The organism is Mycolicibacterium sarraceniae, from assembly GCF_010731875.1.
Taxonomy (GTDB): Bacteria; Actinomycetota; Actinomycetes; order Mycobacteriales; family Mycobacteriaceae; genus Mycobacterium; species Mycobacterium sarraceniae.
This window is the reverse complement of the sequence record NZ_AP022595.1, coordinates 3,753,948-3,770,902: the sequence shown is the minus strand read 5'-3', so window position 1 is coordinate 3,770,902 and position 16,955 is coordinate 3,753,948. Positions and strand designations below refer to the sequence as shown.

The 16,955-nt window shown below is 66.4% G+C and carries 15 protein-coding genes; 5 read left to right on the top strand and 10 right to left on the bottom strand.

Features of this window, described 5'->3' with window-relative positions:
* Nucleotides 1-13: 13 nt before the first annotated feature.
* From G6N13_RS18820 to G6N13_RS18775, 10 genes are read right to left on the bottom strand one after another with little or no spacing between them, the layout of a single operon-like run.
* Complete coding sequence (locus G6N13_RS18820; protein ID WP_163699398.1) at nucleotides 14-967, bottom strand: acyl-CoA dehydrogenase family protein; 954 nt, start codon at nucleotides 965-967, stop codon at nucleotides 14-16.
* Nucleotides 967-2,136 carry an acyl-CoA dehydrogenase family protein gene (locus tag G6N13_RS18815; protein WP_163699396.1) on the bottom strand — a complete coding sequence of 390 codons (1,170 nt, stop codon included), beginning with the start codon at nucleotides 2,134-2,136 and terminating at the stop codon, nucleotides 967-969. The genes G6N13_RS18820 and G6N13_RS18815 overlap by 1 nt, the downstream gene beginning before the upstream one ends.
* Entirely contained in the window at nucleotides 2,133-2,354 is a 222-nt protein-coding gene (locus G6N13_RS18810) for a hypothetical protein (RefSeq protein ID WP_235677819.1), read from the bottom strand. The genes G6N13_RS18815 and G6N13_RS18810 overlap by 4 nt, the downstream gene beginning before the upstream one ends.
* A 5-nt stretch (nucleotides 2,355-2,359) precedes the next feature.
* The gene (locus G6N13_RS18805) at nucleotides 2,360-3,277 is read right to left on the bottom strand and encodes an acyl-CoA dehydrogenase family protein (protein WP_163699394.1); all 918 of its coding nucleotides are present in this window, start codon (nucleotides 3,275-3,277) and stop codon (nucleotides 2,360-2,362) included.
* Between the two features lie 5 nt (nucleotides 3,278-3,282).
* Nucleotides 3,283-4,440 carry an acyl-CoA dehydrogenase family protein gene (locus tag G6N13_RS18800; protein WP_163699392.1) on the bottom strand — a complete coding sequence of 386 codons (1,158 nt, stop codon included), beginning with the start codon at nucleotides 4,438-4,440 and terminating at the stop codon, nucleotides 3,283-3,285.
* Nucleotides 4,437-5,594: a CaiB/BaiF CoA transferase family protein gene (locus G6N13_RS18795; RefSeq protein WP_163702300.1), complete on the bottom strand. Its 1,158-nt coding sequence runs from the start codon at nucleotides 5,592-5,594 to the stop codon at nucleotides 4,437-4,439. The genes G6N13_RS18800 and G6N13_RS18795 overlap by 4 nt, the downstream gene beginning before the upstream one ends.
* A gap of 16 nt (nucleotides 5,595-5,610) precedes the next feature.
* Nucleotides 5,611-6,549 carry an SDR family NAD(P)-dependent oxidoreductase gene (locus G6N13_RS18790; RefSeq protein WP_163699390.1) on the bottom strand — a complete coding sequence of 313 codons (939 nt, stop codon included), beginning with the start codon at nucleotides 6,547-6,549 and terminating at the stop codon, nucleotides 5,611-5,613.
* Complete coding sequence (locus G6N13_RS18785; RefSeq protein ID WP_163699388.1) at nucleotides 6,550-8,400, bottom strand: flavin-containing monooxygenase; 1,851 nt, start codon at nucleotides 8,398-8,400, stop codon at nucleotides 6,550-6,552.
* On the bottom strand, nucleotides 8,397-9,770 hold the full coding sequence (locus G6N13_RS18780; RefSeq protein ID WP_163699386.1) for an aromatic ring-hydroxylating oxygenase subunit alpha: 1,374 nt from the start codon (nucleotides 9,768-9,770) through the stop codon (nucleotides 8,397-8,399). The genes G6N13_RS18785 and G6N13_RS18780 overlap by 4 nt, the downstream gene beginning before the upstream one ends.
* A 12-nt stretch (nucleotides 9,771-9,782) precedes the next feature.
* Entirely contained in the window at nucleotides 9,783-10,628 is an 846-nt protein-coding gene (locus tag G6N13_RS18775) for an SDR family NAD(P)-dependent oxidoreductase (RefSeq protein ID WP_163699384.1), read from the bottom strand.
* Nucleotides 10,629-10,784: 156 nt separating this feature from the next.
* Here G6N13_RS18775 and G6N13_RS18770 point away from each other — a divergent pair, with 156 nt between their 5' ends.
* From G6N13_RS18770 to G6N13_RS18750, 5 genes are read left to right on the top strand one after another with little or no spacing between them, the layout of a single operon-like run.
* On the top strand, nucleotides 10,785-12,377 hold the full coding sequence (locus G6N13_RS18770; RefSeq protein ID WP_163699382.1) for an SMP-30/gluconolactonase/LRE family protein: 1,593 nt from the start codon (nucleotides 10,785-10,787) through the stop codon (nucleotides 12,375-12,377).
* A 1-nt stretch (nucleotide 12,378) separates the two neighbouring features.
* Nucleotides 12,379-13,125: a GntR family transcriptional regulator gene (locus tag G6N13_RS18765; RefSeq protein ID WP_163699380.1), complete on the top strand. Its 747-nt coding sequence runs from the start codon at nucleotides 12,379-12,381 to the stop codon at nucleotides 13,123-13,125.
* Nucleotides 13,126-14,688, top strand: a complete 1,563-nt coding sequence (locus tag G6N13_RS18760) for an AMP-binding protein (RefSeq protein WP_163699378.1) — start codon at nucleotides 13,126-13,128, stop codon at nucleotides 14,686-14,688. It abuts the gene before it with no gap.
* Nucleotides 14,681-15,463 (top strand): SDR family NAD(P)-dependent oxidoreductase, encoded by a 783-nt coding sequence (locus tag G6N13_RS18755; RefSeq protein ID WP_163699376.1) that lies wholly within the window; start codon nucleotides 14,681-14,683, stop codon nucleotides 15,461-15,463. The genes G6N13_RS18760 and G6N13_RS18755 overlap by 8 nt, the downstream gene beginning before the upstream one ends.
* A complete protein-coding gene (locus G6N13_RS18750) occupies nucleotides 15,460-16,929 on the top strand; it encodes an AMP-binding protein (RefSeq protein ID WP_407663752.1) in 1,470 nt (489 codons plus the stop codon). The genes G6N13_RS18755 and G6N13_RS18750 overlap by 4 nt, the downstream gene beginning before the upstream one ends.
* The last annotated feature ends 26 nt before the right edge of the window (nucleotides 16,930-16,955 follow it).

The window sequence follows — 16,955 nt, the reverse complement described above, 5'->3', positions numbered from 1 at the left end:
CTCCTTGATTTCGTTACAGATAACGTTGGGAAAGATCTTTGCGATAGGACGCGGGCGAGCCGAACAGCGAACGGTTCAGCGCAGCCCGCTTGAGGTAGACGTGGACGCCGCTCTCCCACGTGTAGCCGATGCCGCCGTGCAGTTGCATGGCCTTGCCGACGACATCGACGGCGGCGCCGCACGCGTAGGACTTGGCCATCGCGGCCGCCACACTCGTGTCGGGTCCGCCGTGGGCGACGGCATCGACTGCGGCACTGACTAGTTGGCGGGACACCGCGATCGCCACGTGCATGTCGGCGCAGGCGTGCTTGACCGCCTGGAAAGAGCCGATGGGCCTGCCGAATTGCTGACGCACCTTCACGTAGGCCACGGTCGCAGCGAGCATGGCTTCGGCCACTCCCAGGCTGTCGCACGCCACCGCGACGGCTGCCCGGTCGCGCAGCCGGCGGATCTGTGTCTGCGGATCACCGACGAGGCGATGCACCCGCGTCACCTCGCCAGGCGTCACGATGGCCAACCGACGGGTCTCGTCCAGAACAGGTTGCGCGGTGACCGTGACGTCGGCCTCAACGACACTGTCACCGTCGATCATCAGGATCCGGTCAGCGCCCTCGGCGTCGGGCACGAACTCGAACGGCGCGAAGGCGACGGCTACCCTGGTGGCGCCAGAGGCGATCTCGGCGAGCAGCCGGTCCCGGGTATCGCTGGGCAGCAAGGCATTCACCACGCCGACGGCCAGCACGGCGCTGCCGAGAAAGCTGTTGGCGCTCGCGGCGCGACCGATCTCCTCACAGATGACCGCCACCTCGGCGAAGGTGGCCCCGGCGCCGCCGAGGTGCTCGGGCACCTCGAGTCCGACCCACCCCGCATCGGCGAGCACAGGCCACTCGGCTGAGCTGTCCTTAGCGAGCAGATCACCGGCTACGGAGCGGAGCTCGGCATGGAATTCGTCGAATTCGCCAGCCATTACGCCACGCTCGGCTCTCGCGGCAGCCCGAGGCCGCGTTCGGCGATAATGGTGCGCTGAATCTCGCTGGCGCCACCGGGGATCGTCCACTCCCACGAGCCGATGAAGTCCAGCAGCCACGATCCGGATTCCCAGCCACTGGAGGCCGGTTTGGTGAGGTGGGTGTGGGCAGCCATTCCGCCGATCTCGGCGCCGAAATCGGTCATCCGCTGCAGCAATTCGCTGTAGTACAGCTTGACCACGGAGGCGTCGGCCGTCCCCACCGCGCCGGTGTCGTGCTGCAGCACCAGCTCCCGGCACAGTCCGCGCAGGCCGGCGATCTCGATCTCGAACTGCGCCAGCCGGTCGGCAACCCGCGCGTCGTCGAGCGGCTGGCAAGCCTGCACCAGCCGGCGGAAGCCCGCATTGCCCAGCCGCTCGGCCAATTCGAGCATGGTCATGCCACGTTCGGCACCGAGGGTGGCTTGGGCGACCTGCCAGCCCTGGTTCTCCGCGCCGATCAGATTGGCGGCCGGGATCTTCACCCCGTCGAGGAAGATCTCGCAGAAGTGCGAATCGCCGACGGCGTTGCGGATCGGCCGTACCTCGACACCCGGACTGGTCATATCCAGCAGGAAGTAGGAGATGCCCTGCCGCTTGGCGGCGTCGGGGTCGGTGCGGGCCAACAGCAAACACCAGTCAGCGTGCAGTCCACCACTGGCCCAGAGCTTTTGACCGTCGACGACGAAGGTGTCGCCCACCCGCCGCGCGGTGGTGCGCAGGCTGGCCAGGTCGGATCCGGCCTCGGGTTCGGAGAACCCCTGGACCCACGTCTCGCCATCGAGGATCGCAGGCAGGTGACGTGTGCGTTGTTCGTCGGTTCCCGCCACCAAAAGCGTGGAGGCGGCGTGGTGGATGCCGACGAACGCCAACACCAGCCGCGGGGCGTCATGGGCGGCCAGTTCGGAATACAGCACGATCTGCTCATCCACGCTCATCCCACCGCCCCACTCGGACGGCCAGTGCGGCACGGCGAAGCCGGCGGCGCGCAGTTCGGCGAACCAGGTCTTCTGGAAGGCCGCGAATTCGGCGTCGCTGGCGCCGCTCTGGGTGGCGCGCCAGTCCGTGGGCACGTGGGTCTCACACCACGCGCGCACGCGCTCGCGAAACTCGTCGAGTTCCGCGGTCATGACATGGCCCGCAGCTGATCCATCGTTGGCGCGACGGCCACCCCGTCGTCGGATGAGGGCGCGAGCTGGGTTCCGGTGCGCACAGCGTCGGCAACCTGAGCCAGAATCGACGACAGCGCCGGCGGGGGTGAGCGCCGCGGCGCGGGCGGGAAATCGAAACCCAGCATCTGATATGCGGGTGCGGCGGCGTACTTGCCGAACCCGGTTCCGATCACCACGCCCCTCACGCGAACAGTCCTCTCAGCCCGGCCCCGCCGGCTCTGCGGGTCAACAGGTCCCGGGTAGCGGACAGGCCCAGCGGAAGCCGCCGCAGTGGCTGGCTGTGCCGCGAGATCCACGACAGCGTCGTCTCGTCACAGAACCCGACCGCGCCGTGCAGCTGGTGGCACACCCGGAAGACAACTTCGGCGGCCTCGATCGCCGACATCCGCAGGGCCAGAGCATCGTTCATCGCGCCGTCGCCGCCACTCCCGATGCTCCAGAGCGTGTATTTGGCGAGGATGTCCAATCCGCTGCGCTCGACCTCGGCGTCGGTGAGCTGGAACTGCACGCCCTGAAAGGACGACAGCGTCTGACCGAACTGCTTGCGCAGGGTGACGTGTGCCACGGTCAGCTCGATCGCCCGGTCCAGCATGCCGAGCAGCGTCCAGCATTGCAGTGTGAGCGACAGGGCGATGTCCCCTGCGCCGTTCTCGTCGATCGCCGACAGTTGCAGCTCGGTGACGAACGCCGGGCCGTGCGCCGCGTGGCCCGTCACCTTGCTGCGTGCACCATCCAGTGTCACCGCCGCCCAACGGGATTCGAGGCCGGCTATGGCGGCCGACGGCCGAGTGTCTGCCACGACCACCAGTCCGTCGACGTCAAGGTCGGTGGGGGCGGCAAGACGATCGGCCACCGGATAGGGCACCGCCCAGTAGCCCGCGCTCCGGCACAGCGCCGCGGCGGCTTCGAGTCCGTCGGCGTCGCTGCGCGGGTCGAGTTCCCAGGCGCCCAGTCCCGCGAGGACCGGGCCGACGAGCGACTCCCGGCTATCGGGCTTGGCCTCGGCCTGCTGCACCAGTTGGTCGCCGCCGGCAGCCTCGAAAGCTCGAAGTGCCTGATGCCCAAACTCTTTGGCGTCCTCGCTGAGATGCAGCACCATCCCGGTCATTTCGCCGCCGCCAGCAGAGAACGCGACAGCAGGATGCGCTGCATCTCGATGCTGCCGGACGACACCGTCGAGGCCTGCGAGTATCTCCAGTGGTCCTCGACCTCGGCGAGGAACCACTCCGCGCGCGGATCCCCGTGTGCCACCGCGGCCGCGATATCCATTAGCACCTCTGCGCTGTCCTGATCCAGCTTGGTGACCGCGATTCGGTACGCGGCGGCGTCGCCGGGGCGGACTCGCCCGGTGCTCTGCAGTTCCACGATGCGATAGGCCATCAGGCGGGCCCGGCGGCAGTGCGTCAACATCCGCACCCACCGCCCGCGCAGTTCGGCAGGCAGCTCGTCCCAGCGGTCGCCGAGTACCGTCGGCGCCGCCGCGAGCAGCCGTTCGCACCGCGCATAACGGGCGATTCCGACCCGCTCGAACGAGGTCACCTCCTGCACGATCGACCATCCGTCGTCGACCGTGCCGAGCACGTCCGCCTCAGTGACCCGCAGGTCGTCGAAGAACACCTCGTTGAGGTGGTGCGGGCCCATCATGCAGCGGATCGGACGCACCTGGATCGCCGGATCGTCCATCGGGACCAGAAAAATCGTCAGACCCTGTTGCTTCTTCTCAGCTTTGGTGGTCCGGGCCAGCAGGAAGCACCATTGCGCCATGGTGGCGTAAGACGTCCAGATCTTCTGGCCACTCACCAACCAGCCGTCGCCATCGCGACGGGCCGCGGTACGCAACGAGGCGAGGTCACTGCCCGCCTCCGGTTCGGAGAAGCCCTGACACCAGATCACTTCGCCACAGGCGATGGGCGGGAGATGCATGCGCTGCTGGGCTTCGGTGCCGTGCCGCATGATGATGGGCCCCACCCAGTTCACCCCCATGTACTGGGCGCCGCGCGGCTCGTGATGAGCCCACATCTCCTCCCGCACTACTGTCTGCTCCCAGACCGAGGCGCCGCGCCCGCCGAACTCCTGTGGCCAGGCCAGGCAGAGCAGCTCGTGGGCAGCCAGCGTCCGGCAGAAGTGTTGGGCCACGTCCAGATCCGCAGGGTCATCGGTGAACGCGCCGAGAAAGTCTGCGGGGACGTGGTCTTTCACCAGATCCCGCAGCTGGGTGCGTAGCGCCGCCGCGGGCGCACCCATGTCGAAGTTGAGACTCATGCGCTCTCCACTGGCACCAATCCCAGCTCCGCCAGGACACTCACGGTATGGGCACCGAGATCGGGAGCGGGTCCCGCGATCCGGCCCGGCGTACGGGAAAACCAGGTCGGCACGCCGGGCATCCGGACCGGACCCTGCGGGGAAGGAACCGTCTCGAAAAAGCCGACGGCGTTGAGCTGCTCGTTGTCGAACAGCGCCTGCGGTGAGTTAAGCGGTGCGGCCGGGATCTCCAGCTCGACGAACAACGTCAGCCACTCCTCCGTGGTGCGCTCGGTCATGGTCTGTGCCACTAGCGAATACACAGTGTCGATCTCCGCGGCCCTCGCCTTCAGCGAGGTGTAACGCTCGGTGTTCCATACGGGCTGAACCGCATTGATGAAGCTCGCCCAATGCCGGTCGTTGTAGATCAGCGCTGAGATGTAGCCGTCTTTGGTCCGATACGGTTTGCGGTTCGGTGCCACCGTCCGGTGATAGATCGCCGGGCCGAGTGGTGGGTCGAACATCGCCCCGTTCGCGTGTTCGACGAGCATGAACGAGGCCATCGTCTCGAACATCGCGACTTCGACCTCCTGGCCCTCACCGGTTCGTTCCCGGTGGAACAGCGCCATCGTCGTCGCGTACACGGCGGTCAGCCCAGCGACCTTGTCCGCCACGATGGTCGCGACATAGTTGGCCTCACCGGTCAATTCGGCCTGCACGGCGGGCAGGCCGCACTCGGCCTGGATGGTGTCGTCGTAGGCGGGGCGGTCACGGTCGGGTCCGCGCCTGCCGTAGCCGTAGCAGTTGGTGTAGACGATCGCAGGGTTGATGGCGGCGACCTCGTCGTAGCCGAACCCGAGTTTGGTGATCGCCTTGGCGCGCATGGAGTGGATGAACACGTCGGAGCCCGCAATCAGCGCGCGCAGCGCCGCCCGGCCCTCGTCGGAGCGAAGATCCAGTACCACACTGCGTTTGCCGCGGTTGACGTTGACGAACACCCCGCTCAGCCCATGCGCCGGACCGACTGAGACGTAGCGGGTGTCGTCGCCGGCGGGCGGCTCGATCTTGATGACGTCGGCACCCATATCAGCCATGATCTGGGTGCAGTAGGGGCCCATCACCATCGCGGTGAGGTCGATCACCCGGACTCCCGTCAGCGGCCCGGTGCTAGTCATGGCCAGCGGGTCGCTGTTATTCATGTAGCCCCCTTGCCATCCCGAAGCTGTGGCCGATATGAGCGCTGTGCCCGTCGGGCACCACGGGGAAGACCAGCGGGTTGTTGATATCTCGGATCTCCTCGATGCGGGCGGCCACCTGGTCGACGGTCCATTCCGATTGGTAAACCCCTGCGGACTCCACGACGGCAACCCTGGCGACCCGGCCGGCTATCGCAGTGAGGACTTCGCCGGTCACCGAACAGTCCTCATGGGCCAGCCAGCCGACGACGGGAGCCACGAGGTCGGCGCCCATCGGCGGGTAGGCCGACGTGTCCAGACCTTCGGCCATCCTGGTCACCGCAGCAGGGACGATGACATTGCAGCGCACGCCATGCTCGGCGCCTTCCAGCGCGACGACGTTCGACAGTCCGACCACCCCGGCCTTGGCGGCGGCATAGTTGGCCACCGCGTGATTGCCATACAGCCCGCCGATCGACGACGTCAGCACGATGCGGCCGTAGCCGGCCTGACACATCGACGGAAATGCCACTCGGACAACGTGGAACGCGCCGCGTAGGTGAACGTCGAGCACCGCGTCAAAGTCCTCAACCGCCATCTCCGACAACGGCGCCGGCCGGACGTTGCCGGCGTTGTGGATCAGGATGTCGATCCGGCCGTACCGCTGTGTTGCTGCCCCGACGATCGCCTGGCCGCCGACCGCTGTCGCTACCGATTCGGTCGAGGCGATCGCTTCCCCGCCGGCCGCGACGATCGTGTCGACAACCTGCTGAGCCGGCCCGGCGTCATCGCCGTCGCCGGTCAGTGCGCCGCCGGAGTCGTTGACCACGACCTTGGCGCCGAGACCGGCGAGCAGCAGCGCGTACTCACGCCCCAGCCCCCGGCCTGCGCCGGTGACAACGGCGACGCGATCGTCGAATCGTGCCTGTTTCGTGTCGAATCGCGATCGCGCCATCTAGTTTCCGAGCTCCAGGCCATCGAGATCGCCCTTGGCCCGCCAGTCGGCGATCAGATCGTCGAAGGCATAGAAGCCGGGCGAATAAAAGTCGCCGAGGAACGATCCGTTGTTCTCTGAGCCGCCATGGCCCTCGTTGTTGTAATAACCGGGCGTGCAAGATAGTTCGAACGCGGAGTTGTCGATCGACAGTTCACGCACGGTCGCCACCCACGCGTCCTGGCCTTCCTGGCTCGGCTCAACGCTGGTCGCGCCGCGCTTCTGTGCCTCGGCGATGAGGTAGGCGATGTGCTGGGCCTGCTGCTCGAACATCGCGGTGGTGTTGGCAGACACCCCGCCCTGAATGAACCCCATGAAGAACTGGTTGGGGAAGCCCCGGCTGGTCATCCCGTGCAGCGTCTTGTAGACGTCGTGCCAGTGATCGAAGAGCGACAACCCGTCGCGGCCGACAATGGAGTCGATCGCGAACCGCCGGCTGATCTCGGTGGAGATCTCGAAGCCGCTGGCGAAGATCACGCAATCGACTTCGTACTCAACGCCGTTGGCGACGATACCCTTCTCGGTCAGTCGCTCGACACCCTTGGATTCGGCCACGTCGACCAGCGTCACGTTCGGCTGGTTGAAGGTTTCCAGGTATCGCTGGCTGGAGGTCGGGCGTTTGCACATGAAACGGTAGTACGGCTTGAGCGCTTCGGCGGTGACCGGGTCTGCCACGATGGCGTCGACGTGCCGACGCAGCCGCTCCATGATCTTATAGTCCTCTTCTTCCCGGAACGCCATGATCTGCTCGACGCCTACCGACGCCGGATCCGGGCTGGCCGCAATCCGGGCGGTGAGGTTGCGCCCGAGTTCGGTCCAGAAGTCGCACACCAGATCCGGTTCGCCGAACACCACGCCGACAAACGGCGACCAGTTGTGGAAGTTGCGCTTGCGCTCCTCCTGCCACCCCGGCTGCAGCGACGCGGCCCATTCTTGGTCGGTCGGCGGATTCGAGCGCGAATCAACCGACGACGGCGTGCGCTGGAACACGAAGAGCTGCTTGGCATCTCGACCGAGGTGCGGAACCAGCTGGATTCCGGTTGCGCCCGTGCCGACAAGAGCGACGCGCTTATCGGCTAGCTTGTCCAGGCCACCGTCCGCGTCACCACCGGTGTAGTCGTAGTCCCAGCGGGCGGAGTGGAACACGTGGCCCCCAGCAGCACGGAAATCCTTGATGCCCGGGATCCCGGGCAGTTTCGGGCGGTTGTAGGAACCCTGCGCCATCACCACGAACCGCGCGCGGATGTCGTCACCGCGATCGGTGCTGATCCGCCATCGGGCAAGGACATCGTCCCAGCGCAGTTCCCGAACCTGAGTGGAGAACAATGCGCCGTCGTAGAGCCCGAAGTGCTTGCCGATATTGCGGCAGTGGCTGAGGATCTCGGCGCCGTCGGCGAACTTCTTCGACGGCATGAAGCCGAGCTCTTCAAGCAGCGGTAGGTAGCAGTAGGCGTCGTTGTCGCACTGGATTCCCGGGAACCGGTTCCAGTACCAGACCCCGCCGAAGTCGCCGGCCATCTCGATGACCCGGATGCCGTCCACGCCGGCCTTCTTCAGGTACGCCCCGGCCAGCAGCCCGGCGAATCCACCACCGAGGATCACCACATCGGCGTCCTCGACGATCGGATCGCGAGCCGTCACGGTCGTGTAGGGGTCGACCTCGTAGAACTCCGCGTAGTCACCCTCGAGTTCCAGATACTGCGCCGATCCCTCAGAGCGCAGCCGCTTCTCCCGCTCGACGCGGTACTTCTCCCGCATCGCGTCGATATCGACATCCGTGGGTGTCTGGGTGGGGCCGCAGTCCGCGGTCATCGATCGTTCTCCTTTGCGAGCGCGCGGGGTTCCCCGGTGCCCATGTACTTCGACAACTGGTAGTGCAGGTTGACGGTGCTGCGCTCGCGGTACGGATTGGGCTGGGTGCCCGGGAATCCGAGCGACTTCATCCCCTGCTGGACGGCAGCCATATTGGAGAAGTCTTGCGGCAGCACGCTGCGCCAGCGCGGATCGCCCACCGGGGTGTACTCCCAGTCAGCCTGTGGCTCGGCGCCGCTGGGGTACAGCTCGAACACAGACACCTCAAAGATGCACTTGTCGGGGTTGTAGCCAGGGTCTGGGCGCGCGCCGTAGCACAGCGCACTGGTCAGGCCCTGCCCGATCTGGAAGTTCGGGAACAGCTGCCAGGCGGTTCCGCTCTGGCCGAGGATGTCGGCGGGGATCGTCGGCCACACCACGCCGCGGGCCTCGTCATCGCGCCGCGCCGACGACAGCCAGTGTTCGAGCACCTTGTCGGCCGGAGTGTCCTCGGGCAACTCGTCCACCAGCCGCAGCGCGGCGTTCACCAGCGTCTGTGTGGTGGTCGCGTTGGTCTCCGCCATCGTGTACACCTGCATCTCCGCGGTGGAGATCCGCGGGTCGCCGGTGCCGAGCCGGATCTTGGACTTGGTCTCGGCCATATCCTCAGGCGCGTCGTAGCCGATATTGCTATGGCGGCCCTGCGCCTTGGCCCAGCCCTTGAATTCACCGAACTTGTTGAACTCCGGGTGGGTGGTGAACACGTGGTAGGTCTCGTTGAACGCCTCGAGGGCGACCTTCCAGTTGCAGTCGAAGTGCACCCATTTGCGCCATTTGACGCGCATGTTCTCCAGCCCGAACGGGTCGAGGATCTTCGCGGCCGGAAATAGGTAGTCGGCCAGCGGTTCGCAGTCGGGATCCATGTTGATCCACAACCAGCCGCCCCAGGTGTCGACGCTCACCGACTTCAGCCGGGTGTTGGCCGGGTTCAGCGCACCCTTCCAGTCGGCTTCCTCGCGAATGTGCGTGCAGGCACCATCCAGGCCGTAGGACCAGCCGTGGAATCCGCAGACGAACGACTTACGGGCCCGCCCCACAGCCTGTTTCGCGCCGGGCGGGGTGTCGATCAGGCGTCGGCCGCGGTGCATGCAGACGTTGTGGTGGGCGGCAAACTCGTTCGCCCCGGTCCGCACGACAATGATCGAGTCGTCGAGGATGTCGTAGGTTAGATAGCTACCGACCTCGGGTAGCTCCTCGACCCGGCCGACCTGCTGCCAGACCTTGCGCCACAGCTTGTCGCGTTCGGCACGGGCGTACTCCGGTGAGATGTAGGCCTGCACACCGATGGTCGTCGGTTCGGCGAGTTCTTCACCACTGCCCAGATCACCCATCGCGGACTCCTCTCAGGGCCTTCTGATTTCGCTACGGAAGTCGTCGTCTTTGAGGAACAGCGACGTGTTGTCGGCGCCAACGTGGCTCCAGCGCAGATCCAAACCGCCGTCGACGAGCAGGGTTTGGCCGGTGATGTAGCTCGACAGATCGGACAGGAGGAACAGGATCGCGCCGGCCTGTTCCTCGGGACGACCACGGCGCCCCATGGCGATGGCGGTACGGTCCCGAACGGGATCGGCGTCGACGTAGGCGCTGGACGCCGCAGTCTCGGTGACCCCGGGCGCGACGGCATTGACCCGGATAGCGTCCAGCGCGAGCTCCAGCGCCATCGTCCGGGTGGCCGCGACAATCGCCGCCTTGGCGGTGCCATACGCGATGTGAAACGGTGCCGTGTTCATCCCGCTGATCGACGAGACCGACACAATCGAACCTGGGCCGCCGGCCGACCGGATCTCGGCGGCCACCGCTTGGCTCATGAAGAACATCGTCTCGAGGTTGGCGGTGAACAGCTCCCGCCAGTCGGCGCGGCTGACCCTGGTGGCCGGCATCCACGTCGAGGGCGCGGCACCGCCGGCAATGTTGACCAGCCCGTGCAGCTGCCCCTTGGTCCGGCGCACCGTATCGAGAACGGTCGCGATGCCGGCATCGGTGGCGGCGTCCGCGGCGACCGGCACGATGGGCAGACCTCCGTCGACCAGTGGCCCCACGTGCTGGTCGAGGTTGTCCTGCGAGCGGCTGACCGCGACCACCGTGGCACCGGCCCGTGCCGCCATCTTGGTCACAGTCGTTCCGATACCGCCGCCTCCGGCGCCCGACACCACCACAATCCGGCCATCGAGCCGCAGGAGATCCGCCATAACCCGCTTTCGTTCGCAGCAAGATTGTCCGGACAATTAATGCCACTCTTCTGAGTAGAGAATATGATTCCGCAGCAGTTATAGCACCGTCAAGGGGGTCGGCCGAGATAACTCGCGACTATTGTCTGGACCAAATCTCCTTGGTACGGTCGCGCCGTGACATCGCAGCAGGACGGGCGCTTCACCCTCGCCCAGCCCCCGGTCCTTGCCGACGGATGGCGCGTCGCGCGTCGTAGCGCGCCGAGCCGGCTGTTCGGCGCCAACGGTCTGCGCACCGGCCCCGACGGCCGGGTGTACATCGCTCAGGTCACCGGCAGCCAGATCAGCGCACTCGATATCGGCACTGGCTCGGTCGACACGGTCAGCGCGAAGGGCGGCGAGATCATCGCCCCCGACGATGTGGCGTTCGACGACGCCGGAAATCTCTTCGCGACCGAGGTGATGGACGGCCGGGTCAGTGTCCGCGGTGTCGATGGCACCACCCGAGTCCTGCGCGACGATCTGCCCTGCGCCAACGGGATCACCGTGCACCGGGGCCGGTTGTTCATCGGCGAGTGCCGCGAGGGCGGCCGGCTGATGGAACTGGATCCGGCCACCGGCGCGCAACGCATCCTGCTGGAGAACGTCCCCTCGCCCAACGCCATGGAGGTTGGGCCGGACGGGCTGCTGTATTTCCCGGTGATGGGCGCGAACGAGATCTGGCGCATCGATCCCGACGGCGGCAGTCCTGAAACTGTCGCGACCGGTCTGGGAGTTCCCGACGCGGTCAAGTTCGATGCGGACGGGTATCTGGTCTCCACCCAGGTGCACAGCGGCCAAGTCCTGCGGATCGATCCGCGCTCCGGCGAACACACCGTGCTGGCCAATCTCAATCCGGGGCTGGACAATCTGACCTTCGTCGGCGCAAGGCTGTTCGTCTCGAACTTCACCGGCGAGATCACCGAGGTGCTCGGCGGCCTGCAGACCCGCGCGGTACTGCCGGGCGGGCTGAACTGGCCATTGGATCTCACGGTCGGGCCAGACGGCGAGCTCTATATCGCCGACGGCACCTACTTCTATGCGCTGCGGGCCGACGGCGCCCTGCACACCCTGGGCATGTTGTTCAGCCCCGGCTATCCCGGTTTCATCCGCGGTCTGACCGCGGCCGGCCAGGGTGAGTTCGTCGTGACAACCTCGGGCGGGCAGGTGGCCCGGTACCGGCCAGCCGATGGTGAAAGTGATGTCCTGGCAGACGGATTGAACCAGCTCTACGGTGTCGCCCTGGGGCCGCGCGGCATCGTGGCGGTCGAACAGGGCACCGGGCGACTGCTGTCCGTGGACGGCGGCCGCACCGACGTGCTCGCCTCCGGCCTGGACACCCCCGTCGGGGTGGCCATCGGAGCCGATGGCCACCCCCTAGTCAGTGAGCGCGGCAGAATCGTGCGGGTCAGCGAAACCAACACCGAGCCGGTGGTAGACGGATTGAGTTGCCCGCAGGGCATTCTGGTATCCGGCGAACTGCTCTTCATCGTCGACGCAGACGCCAAGTCGTTGATCGAGGTCGATCTCACCAGCGGGGCACGCACCGTCATCGCGTCCGGTCTTCCGGTGGGTGCGCCCCCCGGGGTTACTCCCAAGCCGCTGCGCGGGATGCCGCCGTTCTCGGGGCCTCAGGGACCGTACGCGGGGATCGCCGCCGGAGGCGACGGCACACTCTACGTCTCGGCGGATTCCGACGGCAGCGTACTGGCGTTTCAGCGGGCGGGCTGAGATGACACCCGCCGAGTCCGGGGATCACCGCTATATCCAGGTGGCTCGCACGCTGCGCAAGGAGATCGTCGACGGGGTCTACCCGGTCGGCTCCCAATTGCCTACCGAACACGAACTGTGCCAGCGTTTTTCGGTGAGCCGCTACACCGTTCGGGAAGCCCTGCGCCGCCTGCGTGAGGACAACCTGGTGTCCTCCCGGCCTCGGGCCGGCACGCTGGTGGTACCGCGGCCGTCGTCGCACGCCTACGTCCAGGACGTGGTGTCGATCAACGATCTGTTGGCCTTTGCGACGGGGGCGCGTTTCGCGATCGAATCGATCACCATGGTCACCGTCGATGGTGAGTTGGCGCAACGCACCGGGCTGACGGTCGGCGACGAATGGCTGGCGGTGCGCGGATTCCGCCGCGCCGAGGGTGCTGATGCGCCGGTCTGCCGCACGGAGTACTACATCAATCGCGCGTTCGCGGCCGTCGGCCGGATGCTGCAGAACCACACCGGGCCGATCTTCCCCCTCATCGAGGATCTGTTCGGGCTCAGCATCGTCGAAGTCCGCCAGGAGATCTCCGCCGTACAGGTCGGCGTCGAGCTGGCAGCTGCACTCAAGGTCGAGCCCGGCACGCCCGCACTAGAGATGCAGCGCACGTACACCACTTCCGACGGCGAGACAGCTCAAGTGACGGTGAACACCCACCCCGGCACCCGGTTCCGTCATTCGATGACGATGCGACGAGTGAAGGGATCACCGTAAATGCGCACCGCACAGCGGGATTCCGAGTTGGCCGCGCAGTCCTATGCCAGTGGGCTGTGGACGCGCGAAACCTTGGCCGACGCATTAGCCGCGGCCGCACGGGACACCCCGCGACGCGAGGCCCTCGTCGACGGCCAGGTCCGCCTGGACTGCGCAAACCTGCACACCCGGGCCCGCCAGCTAGCCGGCGCCATGTCAGCCCGCATGCCCGCCGGCAGTGTGGTGTCGTTCATGCTGCCAAACTGGCACGAAGCGGCGATCGTGTATCACGCGGCGACAGTGGCGGGCATGGTGGTCAATCCGATCCTGCCGTCGCTGCGCGACCATGAACTCGCGTTCATCCTCGCCGATGCAGCAGTCCGCATGATCTTCATTCCCGCCGAGTTCGGGGGTCATGACTATGCGAGTATGCTGCAGCGGGTCACCGCGACCATGCCGTCGCCACCCATCGTTGCCGTGGTGCGCGGCGAGCCGCAGCCCGGGCAGCTCACGTTCGGCACGCTCGACACACTGGTATTCACACCGCCGGAGCTCGATCCCGATGCGGTCAAGATGATTCTCTACACCTCCGGGACGACGGGACGCCCGAAAGGCGTTCTCCACAGTCATAATTCGATCCACGCGCTGATCCGCCAGCTCAGCGAGCACTGGCGGGTCGGGCCGGGTTCAGTATCGCTGGTGCCCTCCCCCATCGCCCATATCGGCGGTTCGATCTACGCCTTCGAGTTCCCGATCCTGCTGGGCACGACCGCGGTTCTGATGGACCGCTGGGAGCCCGATGCCGCGGTAGCGCTGATGACCGCTGAGGGATGCACGCACATGGCCGGCGCGACACCGTTCCTGCAGCATTTGCTGGGCGCCGCCGAACGGGCCGGCACCCGGCTTCCCGACCTAAAGGTGTTCATCTGCGGCGGCGCCTCGGTGCCACCGGCGCTGATCCGCAGCGCCGCTAACTATTTCGAGCACGCCGTCGTCACCCGCGTATACGGCTCCACCGAGGTTCCGGTCATGACTGTCGGTGCGCCTGACGACCCCGGCCACGCCGCCGAAACCGACGGTCGGCCCGGCATCGCCGATGTCATCATCGCCGACGGCGAGATCCGCGCGCGCGGTCCGCAGATGCTGCTGGGGTATCTGCACCCTGATGACGAGGCTGACGCGTTCGACGCGAACGGTTACTTCCGCACCGGCGACCTCGGCCACTGGGTGGACCACCATTTCCTCGTCGTCACCGGGCGGGCCAAGGACATCGTGATCCGCAACGGGGAGAACATCGCGCCCAAGGAGGTCGAGGATGTTCTGCTCGGCCATCCCGATATTCAGGAGATCGCGATCGTCGGGCTTCCCGATGCACGTACCGGCGAGCGAGCGTGTGCGGTGGTGGTCACCGAGCGCGAACCGGGCCTCGGTGTGGCCGATCTGCGCGATTTCCTGCAGGCCACGGGTATCGCGAAATTCAAGTGGCCCGAACAGGTCGTCGTCTGGGAGTCCTTGCCCAAGAATGACGCGGGGAAGGTACTCAAACATCAGATCCGAGCGAGGTTGGTTGAGGCCGATGGGTGATACGCAGGTAGCGGTGGTGACCGGCGCAAGCAGCGGAATCGGTTTCGCCTGCGCCACAAAGCTCGCCGAGATGGGAATGGCTGTTGTCGGCACCGGTCGCGACGCCGAGCGACTGACCGGACTGGCCGGGGCCATCGCCGATCCCGATCGGGTCGCCACTCTGGCCGTCGACCTCACCGACGATGACGCCCCGCAGCGGATCGTCGACCTCGCAGTGTCGCGGTGGGGCCATATCGACTTTCTGGTCAACAACGCCGGGGTCGGCAGCCCCAAGCCACTGCACGAAACCGACGACGAGACACTGGATTACTTCCTCGGTGTCATGCTGCGGGCCCCATTCCGGTTGGCTCGCGACGTAATTCCGCACATGCGGCCCGGATCGGCGATCATCAACATCACCTCCACCTTCGCCGTCGTCGGCGGCCTGCGTGGCGGCGCGTACTCCGCCGCCAAGGGCGGCCTCACCGCGCTGACCACACATATCGCGTGTCAGTACGGCGCACAGGGGATCCGCGCCAACGCGGTCGCCCCGGGGGTGACTGTGACGCCAATGGTCGAACAGCGCCTGAAGGATCCCGGATTCAAGAAAATGCAGACCGAGATGACACCGCACACCCGGCTGGGCCGGGTTGAGGACATCGCCGCCACGGTGGCGTTCCTATGTTCTCCGGGTGGCAGTTTCATCAATGGTCAGACGATCGTGGTCGACGGCGGGTGGAGCTCCACGAAATATCTGTCCGACTTCGCGCTGTCCTCGGAGTGGATCGCGCGGTGAATCTGTTCGCCACCCTCGATCAGGCCGCCACCCGACTCGGCGACCGCGGCGCGGTTTACCGTGGCGCACACCAGCTGCACACCTGGACTCAGTTGCACGACCGGGTATTACGGCTGGCCGGCGCGCTGCGCCGAACGTACACGCCCGGGCAACGGATCGCGATCGCCAGCGAGAACCGCGCCGAGATCATCGAGCTGTTCTACGCGGTGTGGGCCGCCGAGTGCGTCGTCGTCCCGATCAACTTCAAGTTGCATCCCCGCGAGATGGTGCAGATCCTCGAAGATGCCGGTGTCGCAACGGCATTCGCATCGCCGAAGATAGCTTCCGAGCTCAGGCCGGAATCCCCCGTCGGCGTCGAGCTGATCGGCGGCCCCGACTACGAGCGGCTCTTCAACGGACCGCCGGCGGCAGTCCCCGACACCGACCCGTCCACACTGGCCTGGCTGTTCTACACCAGCGGCACCACCGGCCGCTCGAAGGGCGCGATGCTCTCGCATCGGAACCTGACCGCGATGACGGTGGCGCACCTGGCCGATATCGACTCCCCCGATGAGAACTGCAGCCTGCTGCATGCCGCACCGATGTCGCACGGCTCCGGGCTCTACATCGCGCCTTACGTGCTGCGCGGCGCCCGCCAGGTGGTGTCCGAATCGGGCGCTTTTGACCCTGACGAGTTCCTCGACCTGTGCGGTCTCCATCCGGGATCGTCAGCCTTCCTGGCACCCACCATGATTGCGCGTCTCGTCAGCACCGGACGCAAGGCGCCGCCGACGCTGCGCACTATCGTCTATGGGGGCGGCCCGATGTATGTCGACGGTCTGAAGAAGGCGATGACGGCGTTCGGGCCGGTTTTCGCCCAGATCTACGGCCAGGGCGAAGCGCCGATGACGATCACCGGATTGCGCCGCGCCGACCACGAATCCGACGACGACGCGATCCTCGGCTCGGTGGGCTATCCGCGTTCCGGGGTCGAGGTCGCGGTGTTGGGCTCCGACTGCGCATACGCCGAGCCGGGACAGATCGGCGAGATCGTGTGCCGGGGCGATGTCGTGATGTCCGGCTATTGGAACAACGCCGAGGCGACTCGTACCACCGTCAGGGACGGCTGGCTCTACACCGGCGATATGGGCTCGTATGACCAGCGGGGCTATCTGACCCTGCGTGATCGCTCCAAGGATGTGGTGATCAGTGGCGGGAGCAATATCTACCCGCGCGAGGTCGAGGAGGCGCTGCTGGAACATCCCGGCGTGGCCGAGGCCTGCGTGGTCGGCGCACCGGATCCCGAGTGGGGCGAGGTGGTCGTGGCCTTCATCGTCGGCTCGGCCGCCGACGGCTCACTCGATACCCACCTGCTGGATCGGATCGCCCGGTTCAAGCGTCCCAAGCGGTACGTTTTCATCGACGAACTGCCCAAGAACAGCTATGGCAAGGTTCTCAAACGCGAATTGCGCGCCCGGCTCGGGTAACGGCATTCTCCTCTGCATAGAATGCC

What these genes read in the sequence shown, in the direction of transcription:
- G6N13_RS18755 (WP_163699376.1), top strand. Translation starts at nt 14,681, where the DNA reads ATGGGTGATACGCAGGTAGCGGTGGTGACCGGCGCAAGCAGCGGAATC.
- G6N13_RS18805 (WP_163699394.1), bottom strand. Translation starts at nt 3,277, where the DNA reads ATGGTGCTGCATCTCAGCGAGGACGCCAAAGAGTTTGGGCATCAGGCA.
- G6N13_RS18780 (WP_163699386.1), bottom strand. Translation starts at nt 9,770, where the DNA reads ATGGGTGATCTGGGCAGTGGTGAAGAACTCGCCGAACCGACGACCATC.
- G6N13_RS18775 (WP_163699384.1), bottom strand. Translation starts at nt 10,628, where the DNA reads ATGGCGGATCTCCTGCGGCTCGATGGCCGGATTGTGGTGGTGTCGGGC.
- G6N13_RS18785 (WP_163699388.1), bottom strand. Translation starts at nt 8,400, where the DNA reads ATGACCGCGGACTGCGGCCCCACCCAGACACCCACGGATGTCGATATC.
- G6N13_RS18800 (WP_163699392.1), bottom strand. Translation starts at nt 4,440, where the DNA reads ATGAGTCTCAACTTCGACATGGGTGCGCCCGCGGCGGCGCTACGCACC.
- G6N13_RS18790 (WP_163699390.1), bottom strand. Translation starts at nt 6,549, where the DNA reads ATGGCGCGATCGCGATTCGACACGAAACAGGCACGATTCGACGATCGC.
- G6N13_RS18765 (WP_163699380.1), top strand. Translation starts at nt 12,379, where the DNA reads ATGACACCCGCCGAGTCCGGGGATCACCGCTATATCCAGGTGGCTCGC.
- G6N13_RS18760 (WP_163699378.1), top strand. Translation starts at nt 13,126, where the DNA reads ATGCGCACCGCACAGCGGGATTCCGAGTTGGCCGCGCAGTCCTATGCC.
- G6N13_RS18795 (WP_163702300.1), bottom strand. Translation starts at nt 5,594, where the DNA reads ATGACTAGCACCGGGCCGCTGACGGGAGTCCGGGTGATCGACCTCACC.
- G6N13_RS18815 (WP_163699396.1), bottom strand. Translation starts at nt 2,136, where the DNA reads ATGACCGCGGAACTCGACGAGTTTCGCGAGCGCGTGCGCGCGTGGTGT.
- G6N13_RS18820 (WP_163699398.1), bottom strand. Translation starts at nt 967, where the DNA reads ATGGCTGGCGAATTCGACGAATTCCATGCCGAGCTCCGCTCCGTAGCC.